This window comes from Paenibacillus sp. FSL L8-0708, from assembly GCF_038009325.1.
GTDB lineage: Bacteria > Bacillota > Bacilli > Paenibacillales > Paenibacillaceae > Paenibacillus_AQ > Paenibacillus_AQ odorifer.
In genome coordinates this window covers 2,067,883-2,091,717 of the sequence record NZ_JBBPBC010000001.1, presented here as the reverse complement: position 1 = coordinate 2,091,717, position 23,835 = coordinate 2,067,883, and the positions used below count along the sequence as shown (strand labels likewise).

Below are 23,835 nucleotides of genomic sequence, written 5' to 3'. Positions count from 1 at the left end.
AGAAGCTGCCCCAAGTAGAATTCACTACTTTTGAACTGCACCCCGTCAAGTAGACAGCACAAAAAATAAAAGTAGTTTAAGCGGCCTTAGTCCTAAATTCAATGGGACTGAGGCCGTTTAGTTTTGCCTGTAACCGTTCGTTATTGTAAAAATGAATGTAGGTATCAATATCTGTTTGGAGTTCTTCAAAGGTCTGGTAGGAATGTAAGTAGTACTTCTCACATTTCAATGTTCCCCAGAAGGATTCCATCGGCGAATTGTCAATGCAGCAGCCTACTCGGGACATGCTTTGCTTCAGTTCTACATCGTCCAGCATCTTTTTAAAATGCAGAGAGGTATACTGAAAACCACGGTCGCTATGGAGTAAGGTTCGGCTCCCCGGTGCTGCCTTCAAAGCTAATTCCAGTGTGTTAAAAACTAGCGAATTATTATTGGAATGACCCAGAACGTAAGCAACAATCGACTTGTCATACAGATCTTTTATTGCACTTAAATACGCCTTCTTGCCGTTGCCGTATTTGAATTCCGTTACATCCGTTACCCATTTTTGGTTTGGAGCTTCAGCCTCAAAATTACGGTTCAGCACATTCTCTGCAACCTGCTGAGGTGTGGAGCCTACATACTTCTTTCTCTTTCTGCGGATGACTGACTGGATGCCTTGGCATCTCATCAGCCGATACACTCGCTTTGCGTTAATAGATTTATCCATTTGTCTGCGCAAATGCAGGGTCAATTGGCGATACCCAAAGGTTCGTTCCACCTTCTCATACAAGAGGAGCATAGCCTCTGTCAGTTTCTCGTTGTCAGCCTCTCGAGAACTGGGTTTGCGATTCAACCATTTGTAATAACTTGACCGTGATATCCCTGCGATGTCACACAAAAGCCGAATGGAGCAAGACTGTTCCTGCTGAACGGCCTGAATGGCCAGGTAGATGTTCACCTGGCGAATGGTCCTTAACGCCTCCTCCTTTCGAGTTCCTCTAACTTTTTTAGAAAAGCATTCTCCGCACGCAGGCGTGCATTCTCGTATTCCAGCTTTTGCATCGCGAGTTTGTGGCGATCTGCTTCCGTAAGTTCTTCAGGCGCTTTAGTGCGTCCTCTACCGTCTCGTAACGCCTCTTCACCACCAGCTTCGTACTTCTTTACCCAGCTATATACTTGTTGGTAAGACACGTGAAAATGGCTTGCCGTCTTCGCATAGTCTTCTCTGTTCGAAAGGCAGTACAGCACGATATTTATCCGTTCCTGCCAAGTGGTTACGCGTCCTTTGGTCATAGCTTTAGTTCCTCCTGAATGAGCTGTTAAGCTGTTGCTATGACCATTATACTTCCTAATCCAGTTGGCGAGTTGGGTTGAACTTGCAATCTTATACTTGCAGATGATTTGGTTTTGCGATAATCCTCCCTCGAGATAGTCCTTAACGGCATGGAGTTTAAGTTCTGCAGAATATGTACGATTGTAGCTTCGGACTTCCAGCCCTTCGTATCCATACAATTGATAACGTTGCCGCCACTTCACTAATGAGTTTTTGGATATTCCATACTTCCGGGCCGCAGTTTTCAAACCAATGTCGCCCCGTTCAATTTCTTGGAGAATCGTTAACTTTTCCAGTGCTGTAAACTTCTTTTGTTCCATAAAAATGCTCCCCATACAGCGACAGGTTTTTATTATTTCACCTGTCTACTATATGGGGAGCATATCATTTTGAGACAGCTTCTTTTATTATAAAGATTATAATAGCAGGAATCTTATAGATCGAAGTACAAGGCGTATTCATGTGGATGAACACGAATTGCAACCTCTTGTGCTTCAGAACGTTTCAGAGCAATATAGTTATCGATGAAGTCCTTAGTAAATACGTCGCCTTCTGTTAGGAACTCGTAATCAGCTTCCAAAGAATCAAGCGCTTCGCTCAGGCTGCCTGGAACGCTGCGGATTTTTTCTTTATCTGCATCAGACAATTCATAGATGTTCTTATCCAGAGGACCATAACCCAGTTCTTGCGGGTTAATCTTGTTCTTGATTCCGTCCAGGCCAGCCATCAGCATTGCGGAGAATGCCAAGTAAGGGTTAGCTGTGGAATCCGGTGTGCGGAATTCGATACGACAGCCTTTTGGTGTCACAGCTGCTACCGGGATACGAACTGCTGCAGAACGATTTCCTTTGGAGTAAACCAAGTTAACCGGTGCTTCGTAGCCAGGAACCAGACGTTTAAAGGAGTTGGTGCTTGGGTTAGTCAAAGCGATCAATGCTGGTGCATGGTACAAAATACCACCGATATAATGAAGAGCCATTTCGCTCAGGTTAGCATAAGCGCCTTTTTCGTAGAACAAAGGAGTGTCTCCGTCAAAGATGGATTGATGCACGTGCATTCCGCTACCGTTATCACCGAACAGCGGTTTTGGCATGAAGGTTGCTACCTTGCCATACTGACGTGCAGTGTTTTGTACAATATATTTATAAGTCATGAGATTATCAGCAGTTTTCTTCAAGGTATCAAAACGGAAGTTAATTTCCGCTTGACCTGCAGTGGCTACTTCATGGTGATGACGTTCAATGCGTAGTCCAACTTCAGCGAGCAGACGGCACATTTCACTGCGGATATCCTGTTGGGAGTCAACTGGTGCTACAGGAACATATCCACCTTTAACGCCAACTTTAAATGCCAAGTTGCCGCCCTCTTCTTTACGACCCGTATTCCAAGCCGCTTCTTCAGAATCTACGAAGAATGAGGATCTGTTCATGCCACTTTCGTAACGAACATCGTCAAAGATAAAGAATTCTGATTCAGGTGCGAAGAATGCAGATGTACCTACTCCGCTTTTTTGCAGGAATTCTTCTGCTTTCACAGCAATACCGCGAGGATCGCGCTCATAACGTTCGCCATCAGGAGTGAAAATGTCGCACATCACGTTCAGCGTTGGATGAGCTGTAAACGGATCTATGAATACACTATTCGGATCAGGCATCATAACCATGTCTGATTCTTCAATACCACGGAAACCTTTGATGGAAGAACCGTCGAATGCTACCCCATTTACAAAAGTTTCATCTTCCACTTCAGAAGCTGGCAGAGAGATGTGGTGGGCACGACCACCTAAATCTACGAATCGAAAATCTACCCACTCGATATTGTTCTCTTTAATTGTTTGCAACACTTTTTCAACCGACATGAATTTTTCCTCCCCCAAGTTCCGAACATTAGGCCGCTCACAGTATGCAAATGTTCTTGTTTTAATTTTTTTTGCTGTCGTAATTATAAATCTCATACCTAACATCGTCAATGCTTATGTCAGGTATTTCTTTCAGCAATGTAAGATATTCTAACGCTTTCGTGAAATCTGTTATTTTCGCATATTTCCATGTCACATTTATTTTATCCAACTCCAAAAAAACCCTCTTTTCCCACTAGGTCGCGGGTTAAGAGGGCTTCCGAGGAAGCTATTAGATTAAATTTTATAGGACCGAAACCGCTTCTGGCGAAGTTGAAAACTTACGTCCAACAATTGGAGCCAGCTTTTCCAGATCCTTAAGCAGGTTATCAAACTGATCAGGAAATAACGATTGAACACCATCACCTGTCATGGAATTGTCCGGATCTGTGTGCATTTCAATAATTAGACCATTTGCGCCAGCAGCAACAGAAGCTTTGGCCATAGGCTCAACTAACTCACGACGACCGGTTCCGTGACTTGGATCAGAGATTACTGGAAGATGGCTTAAGCTTTGTAGCACAGGAATAGCCGATAGATCCAGCGTGTTACGAGTGTAGGTCTCAAATGTGCGAATCCCGCGCTCACAGAGCATTACATCCTTATTACCGCCTGCCAAAATGTACTCCGCTGCATTGAGCAACTCATCGTAGGTCGCACTGAAGCCACGTTTTAGAAGAACAGGTCTGCCACAGGTCCCCAGCTTGCGCAGCAAATCAAAGTTCTGCATATTCCGTGTACCCACCTGCAGAATATCCGCATGCTCCGCACAGATATCAACATACTCTGGTGTCATAACCTCTGTAATGGTCAACAGCCCATGACGCTTTCCTGCTTCAGCCATCATAGTCAAACCTTCCACACCTACGCCTTGGAAGCTGTACGGTCCTGTACGGGGCTTAAACGCGCCTCCACGAAGTACCTGAGCACCAGACGCTTTAACAAGCCGGGCGATCTCATCAATCTGCTCTGGAGACTCAACGGCGCAAGGTCCGCCCATGATCACCAGGTTTTCTCCACCAATCTTCACACCCTTGATATCAATAATCGTATCCTCAGGATGGAAATCCCGGCTGGCCAGCTTGTAGGATTTGGAGATCTTCACGACGTTCTCTACACCCTTCATTTGCCGCAAATGCTCGGCGAGCTTAGGAGTGACGCCTCCCACTAAACCTATCACCGTGTGATCTGCTCCTCTGGAGAGATGCACCTGCAAACCTTCTTTTTCGATTACGGCAATTATATCTTTAACCTGCTCTTCCGGTGTTTGATTTGATGTAATGACGATCATATTTATAACTCCCTCTCTACATTTAAAATTTATAATAATTCCGCTAAGTACTATCGCGCTACGACGCGTGTTCGCTTTTAAGCTTTTATGCTTTTAATCACTAAAGCAATTTTACCTCAAAAAACGATTATAGTCAATCTATATTCTAATTCCTATGCCGGAAGCGTTCTTTCGATAAAAAAGAGCACTTAACCTCGACTGACGAAGTTAAGCGCTCTTGTTGCAGCGTTCATAATATATAAGTTCGAGCTTAGCCCATTACATTAAGTAGTACTTGCACTTTTATTCTTAACCGGTGGCAGCAGCTTCGCCATATTCACTGTACGTTTGATCTCCCACGTCTCCGGATTAGCCGAATCATACTGATCTAAGTAGTTAATCACTTCTTTGGTGATAGGTGTAGGTGTGGACGCGCCAGAAGTGACCCCGACGATATTTACACCCTCTAGCCATTCTGTTTGGAGTTCAGACACATCAGAAATACGATGGGCAGGAACCCCAGCGATTTCTTCCGACACCTGTGCCAGACGATTGGAGTTGTTGCTTCGCGGATCACCGACAACAATCACCAGATCACATTGCCCCGCTTGTTCCGCCACAGCCTCTTGACGTACCTGGGTAGCCATACATATCTCATTATGCACTTCAGCACCTGGGAAGGTCTCTAGAAGCTTTTTCATGATGTGTTTAATATCCCACTGGCTCATAGTAGTCTGATTCGTAATGACAATACGTGAAGAAGAGATGGATAACGTAGCAATCTCATCTTCTTTTTCAATCAGATGCACATGCTCAGGGGCAATACCCACAGCACCCTCCGGTTCCGGATGGCCTTTTTTGCCGATATAAATGACCTCATAACCGTCATCTACTTTTTCCTGAATAAGATCATGGGTCTTCGTGACATCAGGACAGGTAGCGTCGACCGTAGTTAGACCCTTGTCTCTAGCCATCTTGCGTACCTCAGGAGAAACCCCGTGTGCAGTGAATATGACGGTCCCACTATCCACTTTATCCAGAATATCCAGACGATTATGTCCGTCCAAAGTAATAATGCCATCATCTTCGAACGAATTCGTGACATGACTGTTATGAACAATCATACCCAGTATATAAATCGGCCGGGGAAGATCGAGATTTTGCGCAGCCTGCCGTGCCATAACCATTGCATCGACAACTCCGTAACAATATCCCCGGGGAGAGATTTTAATGACTTCCATGAGTTCACCAGCTTTCTGCTTTCATTGACCTCTGTAATAGGACACTTCTAAATTATACCCTATTCCAGCGGCGGAGCAAAGAGAAGCGGCAACCAGATGACAAAAGTGGTACCCTCACCTTGGCGTGTCACAACCTCCACAGACCCACCATGCTCGTCAATAATCCACTTAGCAATGGATAAGCCAAGCCCAATCCCTTCCGTAATTCCACGCGATTCATCTGCACGATAGAAACGGTCAAAGATATATGGAACCTCATCTTTATCCATACCAATCCCTGTATCAGTGATCCGAATGCCAATCTGATTCTGATAGAAGAGGGTATCCAAACTCACGATGCCTGAAGGCGTGTACTTAAAGGCATTATCAATAAAAATAAAGAGCATTTGCTGTAAATAATCTTTATTCCCAACTATATATTTGCCATTTAAGACTGACATATCACCTGTAACCCACTCGGCTTGACGGGGCAGGAAAGAGGCGCGGCGCGCAATCTCATTCATCATCGGTTCCAGTGCCACGGGCTCTATATCAAAAGTACGTCCAGTATCCGCACGCGCGAGCGAGAGCATATCCGCTACCAAGCGGCTCATACGCTTAGACTCGTCTGCGATATCCTGCACCGATTCAAGCGATAGCTGGCGAATCTCAGCTTCACTCATCTTCCCTTCTCCGGGTTCCATCTCCCAAACCTTTTGCAGCAGATCAATATTTCCGCGGATCGTAGTGAGCGGTGTCCGAAGCTCATGTGAAGCATCTGAAACGAAACGGCGCTGAGCCGCATACGAATCCTCCAGCTCTGTGTAGAATCCTTCCATACGCCCAAGCATACTGTTAACGGTCTCAATAAGTCTTCCTATCTCGTCTGGCGGCCCATCGTATTCAATCCGCGAGCTTAAATCATTCCCCGTCTGAATCCCGTTCGCAGCTTCAATTACTTTGCCGATTGGACTCATGGATTTGCGAGCAAGGAACAAACCGAAGGTAAATGCCGCGATCAGGGTAGCAAAAGAACCTACGAGTAGTATATTTTTTAAACGCTCCAAGAGCTTGTCTTCCGAATTTGACGGTGTTGCCACCTGCAGAAGGGCCACAGGACTCTTATTCAAGTCATATATCGGTATCTGATAAACCATCAAATGATATCCGCCAAGCGTAGTCTGTTTGAACCCGTGAGCTTTATCAATATCTTCCAGTTTCGGAACATCGAATTGGATATCTAGATAATGCAAGTTCTCTGACTTTTGCAGGTTCTCATTATTATAGATATAGGTTTGCACCAGAATATTAGCTTCCTCCAGTTTGTTGCCGAAGAAGGGGTTTATGCTCACACTTTGCAATGAACCGTCATACGCCCAGTTAGGATTGAGATTGGTTACAAGCTGTTCACCCTGTTTTTGTATACGATCCTTCAAGTCCCCATAAGTATTAAAATAAACAAAACCGTAAATTGCGGCTGATAAGGCCAGCAGCATAACGGCCAAAATCCCTGAATACCAAGCAGTCAGCCGCAATCTTATAGACATGTTAGTTGTCACCTCTTAGAATGTAACCGGCACCCCGGATCGTTTGAATGAGGCGTTTACCGCCATGCTCCTCCGTCTTTTGACGTAGCATAGCTATGTATACCTCAAGCACATTAGATTCACCGCTATAATCATAACCCCATATTTTATCCATGATCAGATCCCGTGAAAGCACACGTTTCGGATTTTGCATAAAAAGATGAAGCAGCTCAAATTCCTTCGCTGTTAGCTCCAGTCTTTTACCGGCGCGGGTAACCTCACGTGAATCCACATCCAGCGTAATATCTTCATAAGAAACCGCTTGCTCTCCACCTTCGTTTTGCTCACTCTTACGCCGAAGCAGCGCACGTACACGTGCAAGCAGTTCTTCCAGCGCGAAAGGTTTAACCAGATAATCGTCCGCACCCAGATCCAGCCCTTTTACACGGTGCTCAATTTCATCCTTCGCGGTAAGCATGAGAACAGGAACATTACTGCCCCCTTCCCGCAAGCGGCGACATACTTCAAAGCCATCCACCTGAGGCATCATTACATCCAAAATTACCACATCCGGATCACTGCTCAAGATTGCCCGTAATCCATCCGCTCCATTCACCGCTGTTTTCACATCGTAACCTTCAAAAGCTAAACCTCTACGCAGCATAGAAATAATCTTTTCGTCATCATCAATAATTAGAATATTCGGTCGCATCAAGCAGCCCCCATTGTTCAGTTCTTTTTATATATTGTAGCAGTTTACATCACAATTAGACAAAAACGGAAGGGTCGCCCCTTCCGTGTGACTTACCGTCCGGTATTATTGCTGCTGACTTTGTTGTGTAGTCGTTGTATCAAAATCATTTTTGTTACCGATGGTTACTGAGAGATCCATGGTTTTACCGTCGCGCACAACATTTAATGTTACTTTGTCACCAACTTTTAACGTTTGAATGAAAGTAATCAGATCTTGGTTGGTTGCATACTTCGTTCCATTCGCACCGGTAATAATATCGTAAGGGCGCAGGTCAGCGGTATACGCTGGGGATTTATAGATGATATCTGCAACCACAGAACCTTCTTTAATATCCGTACCCATTTGCTTAGCAACCTCATCTGTAATCGTCATAAGAGTTGCACCAATGAAAGGTACCGGCTCTTTCGGAATGGCTTGGTTGGCTTCCAGCTTATCTACGACTTCTTTAATCGTATTCACAGCGATTGCGAAACCAATACCTTGAGAATCCGTGCTGACGGCTACGTTCATCCCAATTACCTGCCCATTCATGTTGAGCAGCGGCCCACCTGAGTTACCCGGGTTGATAGAAGCGTCGGTTTGCAGCAGGTTTTTGTAATTACGTGTTCCACTGCCATCTTCTTCGTTAATATCAATACTGCGTCCTTTTGCACTAAGAACACCGGAAGTTACAGTATGATCAAAGCCTTGTGGGTTACCGATAGCAACCACTTCTGAACCTACCTTTATGCTATCCGAATCTCCCAGTGCTACTGTAGGGAAATCACTATCTCCTTCAATTTTAAGCACAGCCAAATCCAGATCTTTGCTAGAACCTAGCAGCTTCGCTTCATAAGGCTTGGTTACGCCATCCACGGTGACTTGGATTACATCGGCATTGTCAATTACGTGCTGGTTGGTCAAAATATAGCCGGATTTCTCATAAATGAAGCCTGTTCCAATTCCATAAGGGATAAGCTGTGATGAAGAATCCGAGCCTGATTTGGAATCCTGTTCATTTTGGGAAGAACCATTTCCACTGTATTGATCCCCGAAGAAAAATTGTGAGAAGGGATCACTCAGATTCGGGCTGGATGAGCTTCCATTACGCGAATTAGATTTAACTAGTGTCTCAATCTTAACAACTGCTGGTCCCACCGCATCAACAACACCTGTCACATCACGAGATCCAGTCACCAAGGATGTAGTAGAAGTAGAAGGCGCAACACCTGCACTTTCGCCCGTTGTCTTCGCCGTTCCATTCGTTCCGGAGCTAGCAACCGTTGTAGCTGTATCTCCCGTAAACCAGTTACCTCTGTCTGCCATATACATTGAGCCCGAGAGAACGACCATACCGGCTAGGAATGATACCAGCACTGTTTTTAACGAGCTTTTTGGTTTTTTATTATATTGCCAGCCGCCGCCACCTTCAGAACCGCCACCGCCATTTCCTCCGCGGCCACCACCATTGCCATCATAGCCAGTGGTGCGAAGCGATGTGTTATAAGGTAATGGCTTTACAGGCTGTGGAGGTGTAACCTCGACACGTTCTGGCTCCATCCGATTGTAGTGTTGTGCGCCGCCGTCAGCGTTATTCTCATCTTTGTTCAAAGATTTAAAAGGTCCGTAAGAATAGTAGTATGATGATGATCCTGCTTCAGATGAATTATTATTATTGCTGCTATTGTTATTATTGTCCCATTCCCGATCTGGTGCTGGTCCATTGTCGCGATTGAAGTTGTTTTTGTTATCGTCCATGTTTATCTTTCCTCCTGCTTCCTGTCGCCGTGACAAGGATTAATTTGTTTTCATGTTCTTATTTTGTACTTTAAACCTTAAGGTCACATTAAAAACAATTTAAGCGCAGATAAAAGATATAGGCAAATGGGAGGAGATTAGGCAGGAAAGTAAAAAAAGAAGCTCGGGCGCGAAAAACATCGCGGCCCGAGCTTCTAAAACCATTTCAAATAGTAATGCACCTTAGTCTACAAGTCCTACCCCTGAGCCCAGCCCTTCCGATGAGCGTAAATAGCCAACTGGGTACGGTCATCAAGCTCGCATTTCATCAACAGATTGCTGACATGCGTCTTCACTGTCTTGATACTGATATGCAGCTCCTCACCGATATCCTTATTGGTCTTGCCCTCAGCTATAAGCAGCAGGACTTCCTTCTCACGCTCTGTTAAACCGGAGGAATCACCTTGCACGGTGCGCTGGCGAATACCACGGGTCAGCGCCTGTGACACATCACCCGTCATGACTGGCATGCCGCGGTAAGCCCCTTGCAATGCGTAGATTAACTCTTCTGCCGACACTGTTTTGAGCACGTAGCTGACTGCACCAGCCTCTATAGCATCTACAACAAGATCATCCTCCAGGAAGCTGGTGAGGATCACGATCTTGAGGCCAGGAAATTCAGCCAGCACTGCTCTTGTGGTCTCGGCACCATTCATCACTGGCATCATCAAATCCATCAGCACGAGGTCAGGCAGACCTTCATGTCCACCAGCACGCAGCATCTCCAGCGCCTCTTGTCCATTCGCCGCCTCACCGATGACCTCGAATGTAGGCTCCAGCATTAGATAAGTTTTGAGGCCCATCCGTACCATATCATGATCATCTACGAGCAACACTTTTATGACACTCATGCTCTACTCCTCCTCGTCCTGTGTATCTGTTCCTAACGATCTATTCTGCTCTAATTCTGGGTTCCCTTGAACAAACTTAGGAATATGTACACGGATCGTCGTTCCCGCACCCTTGCGGCTAATAATCTCCACTTGCCCACCCAGTTTCTCCGCCCGTTCGCGCATGGTGGTGAGACCGTAGGAGCCTTGTTTTTGCTGCACATGTTCAAAACCTTGACCGTCATCACTGATACTCAGCACAACTTGTCTTGATCCTTCACGCAGCGATAGACTCACCAGTCTAGCCCCGGCATGCTTCACGATATTCGCCATCGCCTCTTGAATAATTAGGAACAGCTGATGTTCGATTGCTTCCGATAACTCGCCCTGAAGTTCGAGCTCCTTCATTCCTTTTAAGCCATTCTGGCGGCAATAATCGGGAAACCATTTTTCCAGCGCCTCGAACAGATTTCGACCTTCCAGCTCCACCGGACGCAGTTGTGCAATTAATGCTCTCATTTGTTTTTGTGCCATCTGAGACATTGTAATCAACTGGTCCATGACCATTTGACCTTGAGCTTCATTGACCTTCAGCACTTTAGGCAGCGAAGAAGCCGACATATGGATGGCAAAAAGCTGTTGGCTCACCGTATCATGCAGATCCCGGGCCATACGCCTTCTTTCCTCCAACACCGCACTCTCCGCTGCCTGTTCCTTCTCAATAACCTCTTGTTCACCCAATCGCTGTAGAAGCTGCATCTTATTCTCGACCGTATCCATCATGACATTAAACTCGTGATACACTCGGGCAAAAGACTGATCGTCACTTTCTGGCATCCGCACGGACAGATTTCCTTTGGCGACCTGCAGCATATTCAGATCCAGATGATCAATCCGGCGCTGAATCCGCTGGCCTGCCATATAGCCGATAACTACGGTGAACAACACAATCCCGAGACATAAGTACAGCCACATCCGATAATCCTTCACTTCGATATAACCAAGGCAAGTGCCTGCATACATCAATCCTGCACTTACCGCTCCAGTGAGCAAAAAGTAAAACAACAGCAACCATTTGGTATTACTGAAGATTGTCCCCATCTAACCCACCGTTTTAACTTTAATGTCACCTATAAATGCACTTACATTTATACGGACTTTTTTGCCTGCTTCTTTATAATAAGGAGTCTTGCACTGTACACTGCTCATAAACCCACTGCGAGACTGATCCAGAACTTCCATATCCCCGATAAAAGAACTGCTGTTCACCGAGATGCCAAGATCCATATCATTCGGAATGTACACTTTAATGTCGCCTATAAAAGCGGAAATATTAATCCTCGTTTCGCCATAAGCAATCTGTGCATTCGTCAGATCCAGTACGGTATCGCCGATAAACTGCGAGATATTCGTGTTCTTCAGTTGGAAATGCTCGCGCCCCATGTGGACATCTCCGATAAAAGCAGAGCGATTGGTCGATTCCTTTTGATTATTTGATTCATGGAATTCCTCATGCCATTTACCATGTCTATGAGCATGACGCTCATGACGTTCCTGACGTCTGCGCTCGTGTCGTTCCTGCTTCTCTTGCCAACGTGCTTCAGCGCTGGACTTATAAGATCCTGTTTCGTCCTCATCGTCTTCTTCATCTTTTTGAAGATAGTCCTTCCAGTCGCGTTGACCAGAAGCCTTGCCAAATTTTTGCTCAAATTGTTCATCAAGTGTGGAATCCAGTGGTTTGGGCGGCTCCACATCTAGTGAGCTTTTTCCTGAAGGAAAGTGATCTGGTGGTGACGATGGAGCTGGTGGCACAGGTGGTGGTACTGAACCGCGTGGTTTAAAAATCACATAAAGTCCGCCGCCAATCAACATAACTGGAATGAACATTTTGAAAAAATCCCCGGCTGAAATATCGAACCAATCTAAATTCCGTCCAAGGAAAAACACTCCGATCGCCAGAAAGAAAAAGCCGCCGATAGGTGAAGAACCTTTGGATTGTCCATCCCCTGTACCTAAAAGCCGGTTCATTCCCATTAGGATCAAAATTACCGGCCAATAATTCGAAATCAGGTAACCTAAGCTGAAATCAGTGTAACCTAATTGTCTCAGTAGAAACATAGCTCCAATCCCTATCAGGATCAGGCCGCCTAAAACCTGGCTGGTGAACCTTCTTTTCATCATTCATTTCCCCTTTAAAGTAGTGGAACGCTCTCTTCTTCAATCTTATAGCCTTAGTCTACAGGAATGAAGTACTGAGAAACAGCGGCGAGAGAAGGAACTTCCCCTCAGTCTCTAGACTGAGATGAATGGGATAAAATTCTATTTACTTCATTATATATGAAAAAAGACTGTCCCTCAGTAATTAACTGAATTGGACAGTCTCTTTTTTTTAGCAGTCTTCTGCTTCAGTCAGCGCATTATTGTTGCGGTTTCTGAGCTGGTTTAGAAGTATTTCCACTTTGCTTAGTAGCGCCGTCATTCTCAACAGCAAACTCAGCATTGTATTTTTCATTTGGTGTTTTGTAATTTTCTTGTACTTTAGATTTCTTGTTATTGGCCACGGAATTCACCTCCTTTTCTCTTATGCAGCATAGAATATGCTTACTAAGAGAACATCTCGGAAGAGGCAATTGCTTTGCCCCAGTCCGTATTATGGCAAGGTGATGTCACTATTATGCATGACCAAGTGAAAATAAGTTCAAACCCTTTAAATGGATTCTTCGAGCATGGATTGCGGTACTGCTTTGTAAGTCTCAATCGCTTGGCTCAGCTTCTTCAGCATGACTTCCGTACAAGTCCCGTTACCACGCTTAATGAGTTGAACTACAACTGATTTTTTGCCCCATTCCTTATACACCTGTTTCGTAGTAGCAAAATACAGATCAATCTTCCGCCCTTTAATAGCCGAGCCCGTATCAGCAACTATGGCATATCCATAGCCCGGTATATAAAGAATACTCCCCAGCGGCAAAACCTTAGGGTCCGCAGCAATGGTTGAGACTGTATTTTTGTCTCTGCGCACTTTTACCCCTGAATAGGTAATTCCATATTCGGGATGTTTAGATGTTTTACCTGTAGATTCATAACCCGCAGTATATCCAGTCGCCATCACTTTCATTGAAGTAATGATCTGGTCTTCCGCAGGTGCGGCTACAGGAATAGAATTTGGTAACTGTTTGGAAGATCCGCTGCCACCGTTTGTTTTAGTGGTTGGAGCTTTGGTGCTCTGCGGTGCCTTCGTCGCTGCTGGTTTATTTTTTGTTGTTGCAGGTAATACAGGTGCGACGGAATGCGCCTCGTTTGACATAAGTGTGGCACGGCCAGTCGTAAGAATGACCTTATCATCTGTAGTTCTCATAAACACAGAACTAGCCTTGGTATATTGCAACTCGTTCGATAGCGTTTTGTTAATACCCGTGTGCTGTAAAGTGTCTCCTGTCCCAATGGCCCCTACTGCCTGTTGCTTAGATTCTGGAATGATTCCAGCAGCGGTCAATAGCAAAACGATGGTGACAAAAAGACACCAAAACCTCTGAAATATGCCCATTTTGTTCATGTGAAAAACCTCCCCCTTATTAGCGAAGGTTTCCCGATTCACAAAATTTTATACATGAAGATCAGAAGTTGATCCTCATTGGCATATAACAGAGGTCTTATTTAGACGTAATTTTGGTGTTGTTAATTACAAGAAATTAGGAGATCACACGATCAGCAATTTCCTGAGACAAGAGCTCAATCACTTCTTGAAGCGGCTTAGCTCCGATGTCACCTTCCCCGCGTTTACGGATGGAGACCGTCTGAGCGTTCATCTCATTCTCGCCAACGACGAACATGTATGGCAGTTTCTCAAGCTGAGCTTCGCGAATCTTATAACCCAGCTTCTCATTGCGGAGATCTGCTTCAGCAGAGATACCACAGCGACGCAGCTTGTCTGTAACTTCCTTGGCATAATCGTCGAACGCTGTCGATACAGGAATTACTTTAACCTGCTGTGGAGATAACCAAAGCGGCAGCGAGCCCGCAAAGTTCTCTAACAGGAAGGCCACGAAACGTTCCATTGTACCCAAGATTCCGCGGTGTAAAACGACTGGACGGTGTTTTTGACCATCATCGCCGATATATTCCAGTTCAAAACGTTCAGGCAGCAAGAAGTCGATTTGTACAGTAGACAGAGTCTCTTCTTTACCTAATACAGTCTTAATTTGCACATCAAGTTTAGGACCATAGAATGCAGCTTCGCCTTCTGCTTCGTAGAACGGCAGTCCAGCTTCCTCTACAACCTCACGCAACATCCGCTGTGCAGTTTCCCACATTTCGTCATTCGCATAATATTTCTCAGTATCCTTAGGATCACGATAGGACAACCGGAAACGGTAGTCATTAATACCAAAGTCACTGTATACCTGTTTAATCAATTCGATTACACGAATGAACTCGCCTTTAATTTGGTCCAGACGGCAGAAAATATGGGAGTCATTAAGAGTCATCGAGCGCACACGGTGTAAGCCAGTCAATGCGCCTGACATTTCATAACGGTGCTGGATACCAAGCTCAGCAATACGGATCGGCAGATCACGGTAGCTGTGCATCGAGCTCTTATAAATCATCATGTGATGCGGGCAGTTCATTGGACGAAGAACAAATTCTTCATTGTCGATAGTCATCTTAGGGAACATGTCCTCTTGATAGTGCTCCCAGTGTCCTGAAGTTTTGTACAGTTCAACATTACCCAGAACTGGTGTGTATACATGCTGATAGCCAAGACTTGCTTCCAGATCTACGATATAACGCTCCAGAATACTGCGCAATTTAGCACCCTTAGGCAACCAGATTGGCAAGCCTTGTCCTACCAATTGATTAAATGTAAAGATTTCAAGCTCTTTACCAAGCTTCCGGTGATCGCGTTTCTTCGCTTCTTCAAGCAGACGAAGATGCTCATCAAGCTGAGCTTTTTTAATCCAAGCTGTGCCGTATACGCGTTGAAGCATCTTATTCTTGCTGTCGCCGCGCCAGTAAGCACCGGCTACATTCATCAATTTAAAGACTTTGATCTTAGCAGTCGACGGCACATGGGGTCCACGGCATAGGTCGAAGAATTCTCCTTGTTCATAGATAGAAATTACGCTATCTTCAGGCAATGCCTCGATCAATTCCAGCTTGTAAGGATCACCTAGCTCACCGAAAATTTCAAGTGCTTCCTTGCGGCTAACTTCTTTGCGCACGATCGGCAGGTTCTCCGAAATTATGCGGTCCATTTCCTTTTCGATTTTGAGCAAATCTTCAGGATTTAGAGGATGTTCCAGATCCATATCGTAGTAGAAGCCATCTTCAATGACCGGACCTACACCAAGCTTAACTTCTTTTGTTCCGAACAAACGTCTAACCGCTTGAGCCATCAAGTGAGCTGTACTGTGACGCATAACCTCCAGACCTTCAGGTGAATCCAAAGTTACGATCTCTACCAGTGCGCCCTCTTCAAGGGGAGTAGATAAATCTACAACGATACCGTTCAATTTCCCCGCTGCTGCATTTTTGCGCAGGCCACTGCTAATAGAAGCTGCTACATCATCAATACTGCTACCCTCTGCGTATTCACGGACAGAACCGTCCGGAAGCTTAATACTTACTGACATTGCTAATTCCTCCTTCATATAATTAAGCCTAAGGGCCCTTTAACCTTTGCGGAACAATAATATCCACGCACAAAAAAAAACGCCCGTCCCGCAAAGGGACGAGCGATTACACCCGTGGTTCCACCCAAATTCGATTCTCTCTAGCCTCCCTTGAATCCTCAAGCGGAGTGAAGATAGAATCCTTCGTAAGCATGGAGTAACGACCATGAACCGGCAGCTCTTACTATCCCATTGCAGGGAGTTCAAAACCGCAGCTACAAAGGGGTAAATCGAAAGCAGGATGCCGGAGGAAATTTCAGCCTAAGTTTCCTCTCTCTGAACGGTCCAGAACAATCAACTCATATCTTCGTCAATGCTGTTAACGTGAATTATGGAGTAATTATAAATCTGTCCTCTCTGACAGTCAAGTCAGAAAAGGGTCCAAAATGATAGAAACACAGTCAGAAGACACACATAAGGACTGTTCTGGCAGCCAATACATGGATGCTGAAACAGCCCTTCTATGGTTATTCCTCTCGCCGTTTTTTTTCAGGTAAGCGGCCTGCACGTTTCAAAGACTCACGCAACAAGTATTCGATATGTCCGTTTACGCTGCGAAATTCCTCGCCCGCCCATCGTTCCAGCGCCTCATGTATATCCGGATCAATCCGCAGTGGAAAGCTTTTCTTGGCCGCCATGATGCACCGCCTTAGTACAACGAGCCGGCGTTAATGACCGGACTCGCTCCGCGCTCCGACACGATCGCAACCATCAGATTATTAATCATCGCCGCTTTGCGTTCCTCATCAAGCTCAACCACGCCACTCTCTTTAAGCTGTTTAATCGCCATATCGACCATGCCCACGGCGCCTTCAACAATGATTTGACGAGCGGACAGAATTGCAGATGCTTGCTGACGTTGCAACATTGTACTGGCAATCTCTGTGGAATAAGCCAAGTGTGTGAGCCGCGCTTCAATGACCTCTACACCAGATATCGACAAACGTTCTTGCAGCTCGGTTGCCAATTCTTTAGCAATCTCATCTGCATTGGCCCGCAGGGACATGCCCGATTCATTGAAGTTATCATACGGGTATTTACTGGCCACATGACGCAGCGCTGTTTCACTTTGAATTTCCACAAACGCCATATATTTATCTACATCAAAAAGCGCTTTTGCAGAGTTAATTACCTTAAATACGATAACTGCAGCAATTTCAATCGGATTACCTTCCACATCATTAACCTTCAGCTTGACACTGTTAAAGTTACGTACGCGGAGGGAAACCGTCTTGCGCAAACTGAACGGAATGACTGCAAACAAGCCACTTGTCACGATAGTCCCTACATATTGCCCGAAAAAGGTAACTACAACCGACTTATTGGGCTGCACAACCGTAACACTTGTACATAATACCCCAGCTACAACGAACAGAATGACCGGCACTGCGACATACTCTTGAACCGCACCATAAATTCCCCCAGCTAAACAAACTGCAATTAAGGCGAGAACCCAAAATCCACTGACAGGACGAAGCGTTTTCTCTTTCATAAAAGCACCCCCACTAGATATTCTTTTGATATGATTATGATATCACTTTTGGATAATAATGTGAATGGGTAAAAAGAAATAAAAAAATATTTTTATGTTCACATTTATATAAAGCTTCGTTAAAAGGCGTACTCCACACCAACCCTCGTTTGTGTAGTTAACATTAGTTCATATTGTTCGTATACATCAGCTCTATCGGACACTGATGCTCTTATACGCCACATTTTCCGATTTTCCCTATGCTATCGGACCCCACAGTCCCTATTGCACTAAAAACCAGCCTATATGAGATGAGGCTCTTTTAAAGGAATAGCGTCGCTGGGGTCCGAACCCCGACTCAAGAAGCGCTGAATTTGCAATTAAGGTCCACTGAGTCCGTACGCCTAGCGGATGATATAACAAGCGAAGATTCAGATGTGTTCTGCAATAAGGCTTACTAATGATCGTAATCCTAACCTTACAAAAAAACGCTTGATGCTCAGTAATCCACTTAAGGATTAACAAGCATCAAGCGTTGATTAATAATTAATATATATTAGTTCTGCATTACAAAATCATTATCAATCTTCGCATTAGGATCATCGAACACCCGCAGAATATCATAACGTGTATTCCGCTGTGCTGGAACTTTGCCTGCTTCGCGAATCAGCTGAGTAATCGACTCGATGTTTACCTTATAAGTCGCACCCGCTGAAGATACTACGTTCTCTTCAATCATTGTGCTGCCGAAATCGTTGCAGCCATATTGCAAGGAGAGCTTGCCGACTTCTGGCCCCATAGTGACCCAAGAAGATTGGAAGTTCTTAATATTATCCAACACAAGGCGGCTGATCGCTACCGTCTTCAGATATTCCTCAGGCGTTTGTCTGTCCAGCTTCAGGTTGGTATTGTCCGGCTGGAATGTCCATGAGATAAAGGCCAAGAAACCTTCAGAATCATATTTGTTGGCAATACACTCATCCTGAGCCTCACGTACACGTAGTAAGTGCAAAGCTCGTTCTTCCATACTTTCTCCAAGCCCAATCACCATTGTTGCTGTTGTATTCATACCCACTTTATGTGCTGTCTGCATTACATCCATCCACTCGCGCCACGAGCCTTTTAGCCGGCTGATTTTGCGGCGTGTACGGTCATCAAGAATTTCTGCGCCTCCGCCTGGCAAGGAATCCAGACCCGCAGCATGAATTTCACGAACCACTTGTTCCAGTGGTAATCCTGATACTTCTTTCATCTTCATAATCTCCGCAGGAGAGAAGGAGTGCATTGTAATCTCAGGGAAACGTTGCTTAATTCCGCGCAGTATATCTGTATAGTAGCTAAATGGAAGGTTAGGATTAGTTCCACCTTGCATAAGAATTTCTGTACCATTAACAGCAATCGTTTCAGCAATTTTTTGATAAATCGTTTCATCTGGCAGCACATAGCCTTCATCCGAGCCTGGTCTGCGGTAAAAAGCACAAAAACGGCAGTACACATCACATACATTCGTATAGTTAATATTACGGCCAATTACAAATGTGGCTAACGGGTCCGGATGCCAGCGTTCCATAATAGTGTTTGCAGCAGCACCCATTTTCTCAATTTCGTTGCTCTCGAATAGTCGGATGGTATCTTCCAATTGGAGACGGTCACCCCGCAGGGCTTTATCCAAAATAAGATCTATCGTACTCATCGTTCGCATCCTCCTTTTAAACCCTTAGGGATATGGTAGATTCACAAAATCACAAGAAAAATAACGTTGTCGTCCTTTAGAGATAACAACCGTTTCTCGTAGTAACATAAGGATAAAGTACAGTATGTAACTTATACCTTATATTTTAATAAATGAACAGTTCATTTCCTCATCGTATCACAATCTGAACAGCTTGAAAAACTTTTTACTTTCTTAGCAAGATACCATCCAGCAGAAAGAGTCCTTACATTGCTGCCTGCACCCGGTGAATCAAAATTCCTGGAGGCTGCCGGACACAGATGACGTTATTAGTTAGTATTTAGCCTTTGGAGCATAGTTATGGACTCCAGCGACGCTATTCCTTGACAAGAGACTCATGAAGGCAGGTTTTTAGCGCAATAGCTGCTGTGGAGTCCGTTAACATTCCAAATGTGTAATAATGCTGTGTCTAAGGTCAGCTGTGTCCAATAGCAAAAAGTCCAAAAAGAAGAGCTATCCCAGCAGCCAATTCCCGGCTTATGAGACAGCTCTATTTCATCCTGCGTCCAACACCAGCTCTAAATCAACGTTGAGATAGATCCTCGATATTTTCCAGCAATTCGGTGCCGATCTGGGTTGCCGTTACTTTTACTTCGTTTCGATTTCCGCCCGCGCAGCCTCCAAAGCATGACCAAGATCAGCAATTAGATCCTCCGCATGTTCAATGCCAACCGAGAAGCGCAGCAATCGATCATCTACACCCACCGCATTCCGAATTTCCACAGGAATATCGGCATGCGTCTGTACTGCAGGATAGGTCATTAGCGATTCAACCCCGCCGAGGCTCTCCGCGAAGGCAATAAGCCGGATATGACGAAGCAGAGGTTCTACGTATCTGGCATCTTTTAATTTGAAAGAAAAAATTCCGGTATTGCCCGAGGACTGGCGATTCTGGATTTCATATCCCGGATGATCCGGCAGGCCTGGGTGGAACACTTCCGCAATCGCCGGATGCTCTTGTAGATAGCGGGCAATTGCTAGCGCATTACTCTCGTGCCGTTCCATACGCAGGGCCAGTGTCTTCATGCCTCTCATCAGCTGATAACTGTCTGTTGGCCCAAGCACAGCGCCAATAGAGTTATGTAGAATCGCTATTTCAGCGGATAATTCAGCCCCTTTAGATACAATAAGACCAGCAAGAACATCATTGTGTCCGCCCAAATATTTGGTAGCACTATGGACTACAATGTCTGCACCTAATTCCAGAGGACGCTGGAAAAATGGAGTCAGCAGTGTATTGTCTACAATTGTGAGCAGCCCATGATGACGGGCCCAAGTAGCTACGGCCGCAATATCCGTAACCATCATCAAAGGATTCGTTGGCGTTTCAATAAATATCGCCTTCGTATTTGGAAGACGTGAAGCCTCAAGCGCATCCAAATCATTCGTGTCTACATAGGAAGCAGTGATTCCAAACTTGGACATAATTCGTTCCAACAAACGATAGGTCCCGCCGTAAAGATCCAGCGAAACGATCAAGTGATCGCCTTGCCCAAACAGAGTAAATATGGTTTGAATAGCTGCCATCCCAGAACTACAGGCAAAACCTGCATCACCAGACTCCAATTCCGCAGCCGCATTCTCTAGTACGGAACGGGTTGGACTTTTGGTACGGCTATAATCGAAACCTGTGCTCTGCCCAAGCTTCGGGTGACGGAATGCCGTAGCATTATAGATAGGAAAATTAATGGCTCCGGTAGCCGGATCTTCTTGTGAACCTATTTGTGCCAGTCTGCTTTCAATCCTAAGTTTGTCGTCCATGATAAATGCCTCCTAAATTGTAATGTAGCGCTGATCTTAATAAACAATCGGGTCGATATCGTAAGGTGTCTCTTGATATACATAGTAATTGAGCCAATTAGAGAATAATAAGTTGGCATGTGCACGCCACACTGCAGGAGGTGTTCGTTCTGGATCATCTTTAGGGAAATAGTGTTTCGGCAAGGCCATCTCCATGCCCCTCTCCAAATCACGATCATATTCCCATTTCAAGGATAATGGATCGTATTCGGAATGTCCGGTCACAAATATTTGTTTGCCGTCGGTCGTAGCTACTAGATACATACCAGCTTCTTCGGATTCCGCCAGAATCTGCAGATCTGGATTGCTCTCAATATCTTCGCGGGAGACATCGGTATGACGGGAATGCGGTACATGGAATACCTCGTCAAAGCCGCGCAGCAATTTAATGTTATTTTGATTAATCGTATGGGAGAATACTCCAAAACATTTTTCAGGCAAAGCCACTTTACGAACACCAAAATGATGATACAACCCTGCCTGTGCCGCCCAACAGATATGCATGGTCGAGGTCACATTATCCTTGCTCCATTCAAAAATCTCTTTTAGCTCTTCCCAATAGGATACTTCCTCAAACTCCATTTGCTCTACGGGTGCTCCTGTAACAATAAGACCATCCAAACGGCGGTGGCTGATCTCGTCAAAAGTTTTGTAAAAGCTTCTCAAATGCTCAGCAGAAGTATTCTTAGAAGTATGTGAGCGTGGATGCAGCAAGGTAACGTCAACTTGTAGCGGTGAATTTCCTATTAAACGCAGCAATTGAGTCTCCGTCGTTTCTTTAGTCGGCATGAGATTCAGAATAGCAATCCTTAGTGGGCGGATATCCTGATGGAAAGCCAAACTATCATCCATCACAAAAATATTTTCACCGGATAGTATTTCTTTTGCTGGTAAACTGTCGGGAATTTTAATTGGCATTGTCTTTCCACTCCTTAACTGTATTTAGGTTATGTTGTCACATCGCGGCTTTCTGAACAATAAAAAGACCTTTCTCGGAAAACGAGAAAGGTCATATCTACAGTCATATGCGCCTCTCTCATCTGCCAGAAACTTTTGGACGAGGTTAGTCGTCAGCAAAGTTCCGCAAGAATTAGCACCGTGCGTTCACACGCCGGTTGCCGGGTTTCATAGGGCTAGTCCCTCCACCTGCTCTTGATAAGATTTAGCTGTATTCAATTAAATTTCTTTAAAATTTACTTTAAATCATGAACCTCCTTTTCGTCAAGTCCATACAATGCTGAAGTAGCCTCAAAGTAACAATAAATTTGCTTGAAAGAGGCATACTCCGTTGTTATACTAGACAAGTATTTCATACCTGAACGAAAAGAAGAGGTGAGAAGAAGAATGGAAGGCGACCCGAGCTCGCAATTAAGTGTACAGAATGAGCAACCACACAGGATAATCATCAGCTTGCCGGCGGCGGGAGCAGTTCTTCTTCATGCCCTCGAATCGTCATTCGGCCTCTTGTATTGATTGTAACGCCGGCCAAGCTGATTTTTTTCTCTGTGCTTAATTAGCAGTCCCTGGTGAAGACCCGGGGATAGAAGGAGTGGAATCAGATGAAAATCCGGCTGGTGAATGCAGGGGTTTTTACACCTATTGATGAAATTGATGAAACATTGACACCCCCAACAGAAGGGTTCTATTGGATTGATGCAGATGTGGAGGATTTGGAGCTGCTTCAGCCCCTGTTCAACCTGCATGATCTCGCTGTTGAGGATTGCCTTAGTGAAGAGGATCAACGTCCAAAGATCGAAATATACGAAAGTCATTACTTTATTGTTGTAAACAGCATCCGCTTTGATGATGAGGAAATCTTCCTGCGGGCGCTCAATATATTCTTGGGCAGACATTATATTATTACTGTAACGAAACAAAAGATTCACGAGCTACGCGTACTGAAGCCCATGTTATGGGAACAAGAGGTTAGCGAACCCGACCAATTCCTTTACCTGCTTATCGACCTTGTCGTAGATAATTATTTCTCCGTAGGTGACCGAATTGAAGCCCGGATTGAGAAGCTTGAAGAGGATATCCTAATGCATACCAAGAAATCTCATCTGAGTGAGATTATCGGTCTGCGAAGTGAGATCTTATGGTTAAAGAAGATGCTGGGACCTCAGAAAGAGGTTATCAATACCCTGAATAAAAAAGACCTCCGTCTGATTGATGATCAGCTGCAGAAATACTTTAGCGACATTTATGAAAATGCAGTTAAAATATCCGAAACCTTTGAGACGTACCGCGATCTCATGGGCAACTTACGTGAGGCCTACCAATCCAGTATCGCCAACCGCGCCAATGAAATTATGAGAGTATTTACCGCGATTACAACGATATTCATGCCTTTGACCGTAATTACCGGAATCTATGGGATGAACTTTGATCATATGCCGGAATTGCATACGAAATACGGTTATTTTGCCGTTATAGGTCTAATGTTGACGTTAGGCTGTGGGATGCTGTATGTATTCCGCAAGAAAGAATGGCTATGAAAATAAACGGACGAATAGGCAAGACGAAGGCCCTTTAACCCTATGGTGTAAGGAAGCCTTCGTCTTTTTGATATGAT

At 44.9% G+C, this 23,835-nt stretch carries 19 protein-coding genes and 1 riboswitch; of the genes, 1 reads left to right on the top strand and 18 read right to left on the bottom strand.

Translation table 11 applies throughout. The annotated features are described in order from the left end of the window. Positions 1–76: 76 nt before the first annotated feature. The 18 genes from NYE58_RS09485 to metA all read right to left on the bottom strand — a co-directional run bounded on the left by NYE58_RS09485 (position 77) and on the right by metA (position 22,181). Positions 77–1,635, bottom strand: a protein-coding gene (locus tag NYE58_RS09485) for an IS3 family transposase (RefSeq protein WP_341001598.1) whose coding sequence is annotated in 2 segments (ribosomal slippage) — positions 77–1,002 and positions 1,002–1,635 — 1,560 coding nt in all. Because the reading frame shifts where the segments join, the coding sequence is not laid out codon by codon here. Between the two features lie 113 nt (positions 1,636–1,748). Continuing rightward, on the bottom strand, positions 1,749–3,173 hold the full coding sequence (gene glnA / locus NYE58_RS09480) for a type I glutamate--ammonia ligase (protein WP_036684454.1): 1,425 nt from the start codon (positions 3,171–3,173) through the stop codon (positions 1,749–1,751). Between the two features lie 283 nt (positions 3,174–3,456). Beyond that, entirely contained in the window at positions 3,457–4,503 is a 1,047-nt protein-coding gene (aroF, locus tag NYE58_RS09475; protein ID WP_076126429.1) for a 3-deoxy-7-phosphoheptulonate synthase, read from the bottom strand. A 263-nt stretch (positions 4,504–4,766) separates the two neighbouring features. Continuing rightward, entirely contained in the window at positions 4,767–5,723 is a 957-nt protein-coding gene (locus tag NYE58_RS09470) for a 4-hydroxy-3-methylbut-2-enyl diphosphate reductase (RefSeq protein WP_076126427.1), read from the bottom strand. Between the two features lie 59 nt (positions 5,724–5,782). Beyond that, a complete protein-coding gene (locus tag NYE58_RS09465; protein WP_076126425.1) occupies positions 5,783–7,249 on the bottom strand; it encodes a sensor histidine kinase in 1,467 nt (488 codons plus the stop codon). Between the two features lies 1 nt (position 7,250). Then, entirely contained in the window at positions 7,251–7,940 is a 690-nt protein-coding gene (locus NYE58_RS09460) for a response regulator transcription factor (protein WP_076126423.1), read from the bottom strand. A gap of 105 nt (positions 7,941–8,045) precedes the next feature. Then, a complete protein-coding gene (locus NYE58_RS09455) occupies positions 8,046–9,719 on the bottom strand; it encodes a S1C family serine protease (RefSeq protein WP_076126421.1) in 1,674 nt (557 codons plus the stop codon). Between the two features lie 236 nt (positions 9,720–9,955). Then, on the bottom strand, positions 9,956–10,609 hold the full coding sequence (locus NYE58_RS09450) for a response regulator (RefSeq protein ID WP_036684464.1): 654 nt from the start codon (positions 10,607–10,609) through the stop codon (positions 9,956–9,958). A 3-nt stretch (positions 10,610–10,612) separates the two neighbouring features. Further along, positions 10,613–11,689 (bottom strand): HAMP domain-containing sensor histidine kinase, encoded by a 1,077-nt coding sequence (locus NYE58_RS09445; protein WP_076126420.1) that lies wholly within the window; start codon positions 11,687–11,689, stop codon positions 10,613–10,615. Then, entirely contained in the window at positions 11,690–12,766 is a 1,077-nt protein-coding gene (gene liaF, locus NYE58_RS09440) for a cell wall-active antibiotics response protein LiaF (RefSeq protein ID WP_076277657.1), read from the bottom strand. Between the two features lie 239 nt (positions 12,767–13,005). Then, positions 13,006–13,149, bottom strand: coding sequence for a hypothetical protein (locus NYE58_RS09435; protein WP_156113077.1), 144 nt, complete (start codon positions 13,147–13,149; stop codon positions 13,006–13,008). Between the two features lie 146 nt (positions 13,150–13,295). After that, entirely contained in the window at positions 13,296–13,895 is a 600-nt protein-coding gene (locus tag NYE58_RS09430) for a 3D domain-containing protein (protein ID WP_175618916.1), read from the bottom strand. A gap of 385 nt (positions 13,896–14,280) precedes the next feature. Next, the gene (gene thrS / locus NYE58_RS09425) at positions 14,281–16,221 is read right to left on the bottom strand and encodes a threonine--tRNA ligase (protein WP_341001596.1); all 1,941 of its coding nucleotides are present in this window, start codon (positions 16,219–16,221) and stop codon (positions 14,281–14,283) included. 506 nt (positions 16,222–16,727) lie between these two features. After that, on the bottom strand, positions 16,728–16,898 hold the full coding sequence (locus NYE58_RS09420) for a toxin-antitoxin system HicB family antitoxin (protein WP_341001595.1): 171 nt from the start codon (positions 16,896–16,898) through the stop codon (positions 16,728–16,730). Positions 16,899–16,909: 11 nt separating this feature from the next. Further along, positions 16,910–17,752 carry an SPFH domain-containing protein gene (locus NYE58_RS09415; RefSeq protein ID WP_036684473.1) on the bottom strand — a complete coding sequence of 281 codons (843 nt, stop codon included), beginning with the start codon at positions 17,750–17,752 and terminating at the stop codon, positions 16,910–16,912. 535 nt (positions 17,753–18,287) lie between these two features. Continuing rightward, entirely contained in the window at positions 18,288–19,424 is a 1,137-nt protein-coding gene (gene mqnC, locus NYE58_RS09410; RefSeq protein WP_076184682.1) for a cyclic dehypoxanthinyl futalosine synthase, read from the bottom strand. Between the two features lie 627 nt (positions 19,425–20,051). After that, positions 20,052–21,224 (bottom strand): PLP-dependent transferase, encoded by a 1,173-nt coding sequence (locus tag NYE58_RS09405; protein WP_076103991.1) that lies wholly within the window; start codon positions 21,222–21,224, stop codon positions 20,052–20,054. Between the two features lie 36 nt (positions 21,225–21,260). Next, the gene (gene metA, locus NYE58_RS09400) at positions 21,261–22,181 is read right to left on the bottom strand and encodes a homoserine O-acetyltransferase MetA (protein ID WP_076126410.1); all 921 of its coding nucleotides are present in this window, start codon (positions 22,179–22,181) and stop codon (positions 21,261–21,263) included. Between the two features lie 115 nt (positions 22,182–22,296). Continuing rightward, positions 22,297–22,425, bottom strand: a riboswitch (SAM riboswitch). 397 nt (positions 22,426–22,822) lie between these two features. On the opposite strand from metA, the gene corA reads away from it, so the two are divergent. Then, a complete protein-coding gene (gene corA / locus NYE58_RS09395) occupies positions 22,823–23,758 on the top strand; it encodes a magnesium/cobalt transporter CorA (RefSeq protein WP_036684479.1) in 936 nt (311 codons plus the stop codon). Positions 23,759–23,835: the final 77 nt, after the last annotated feature.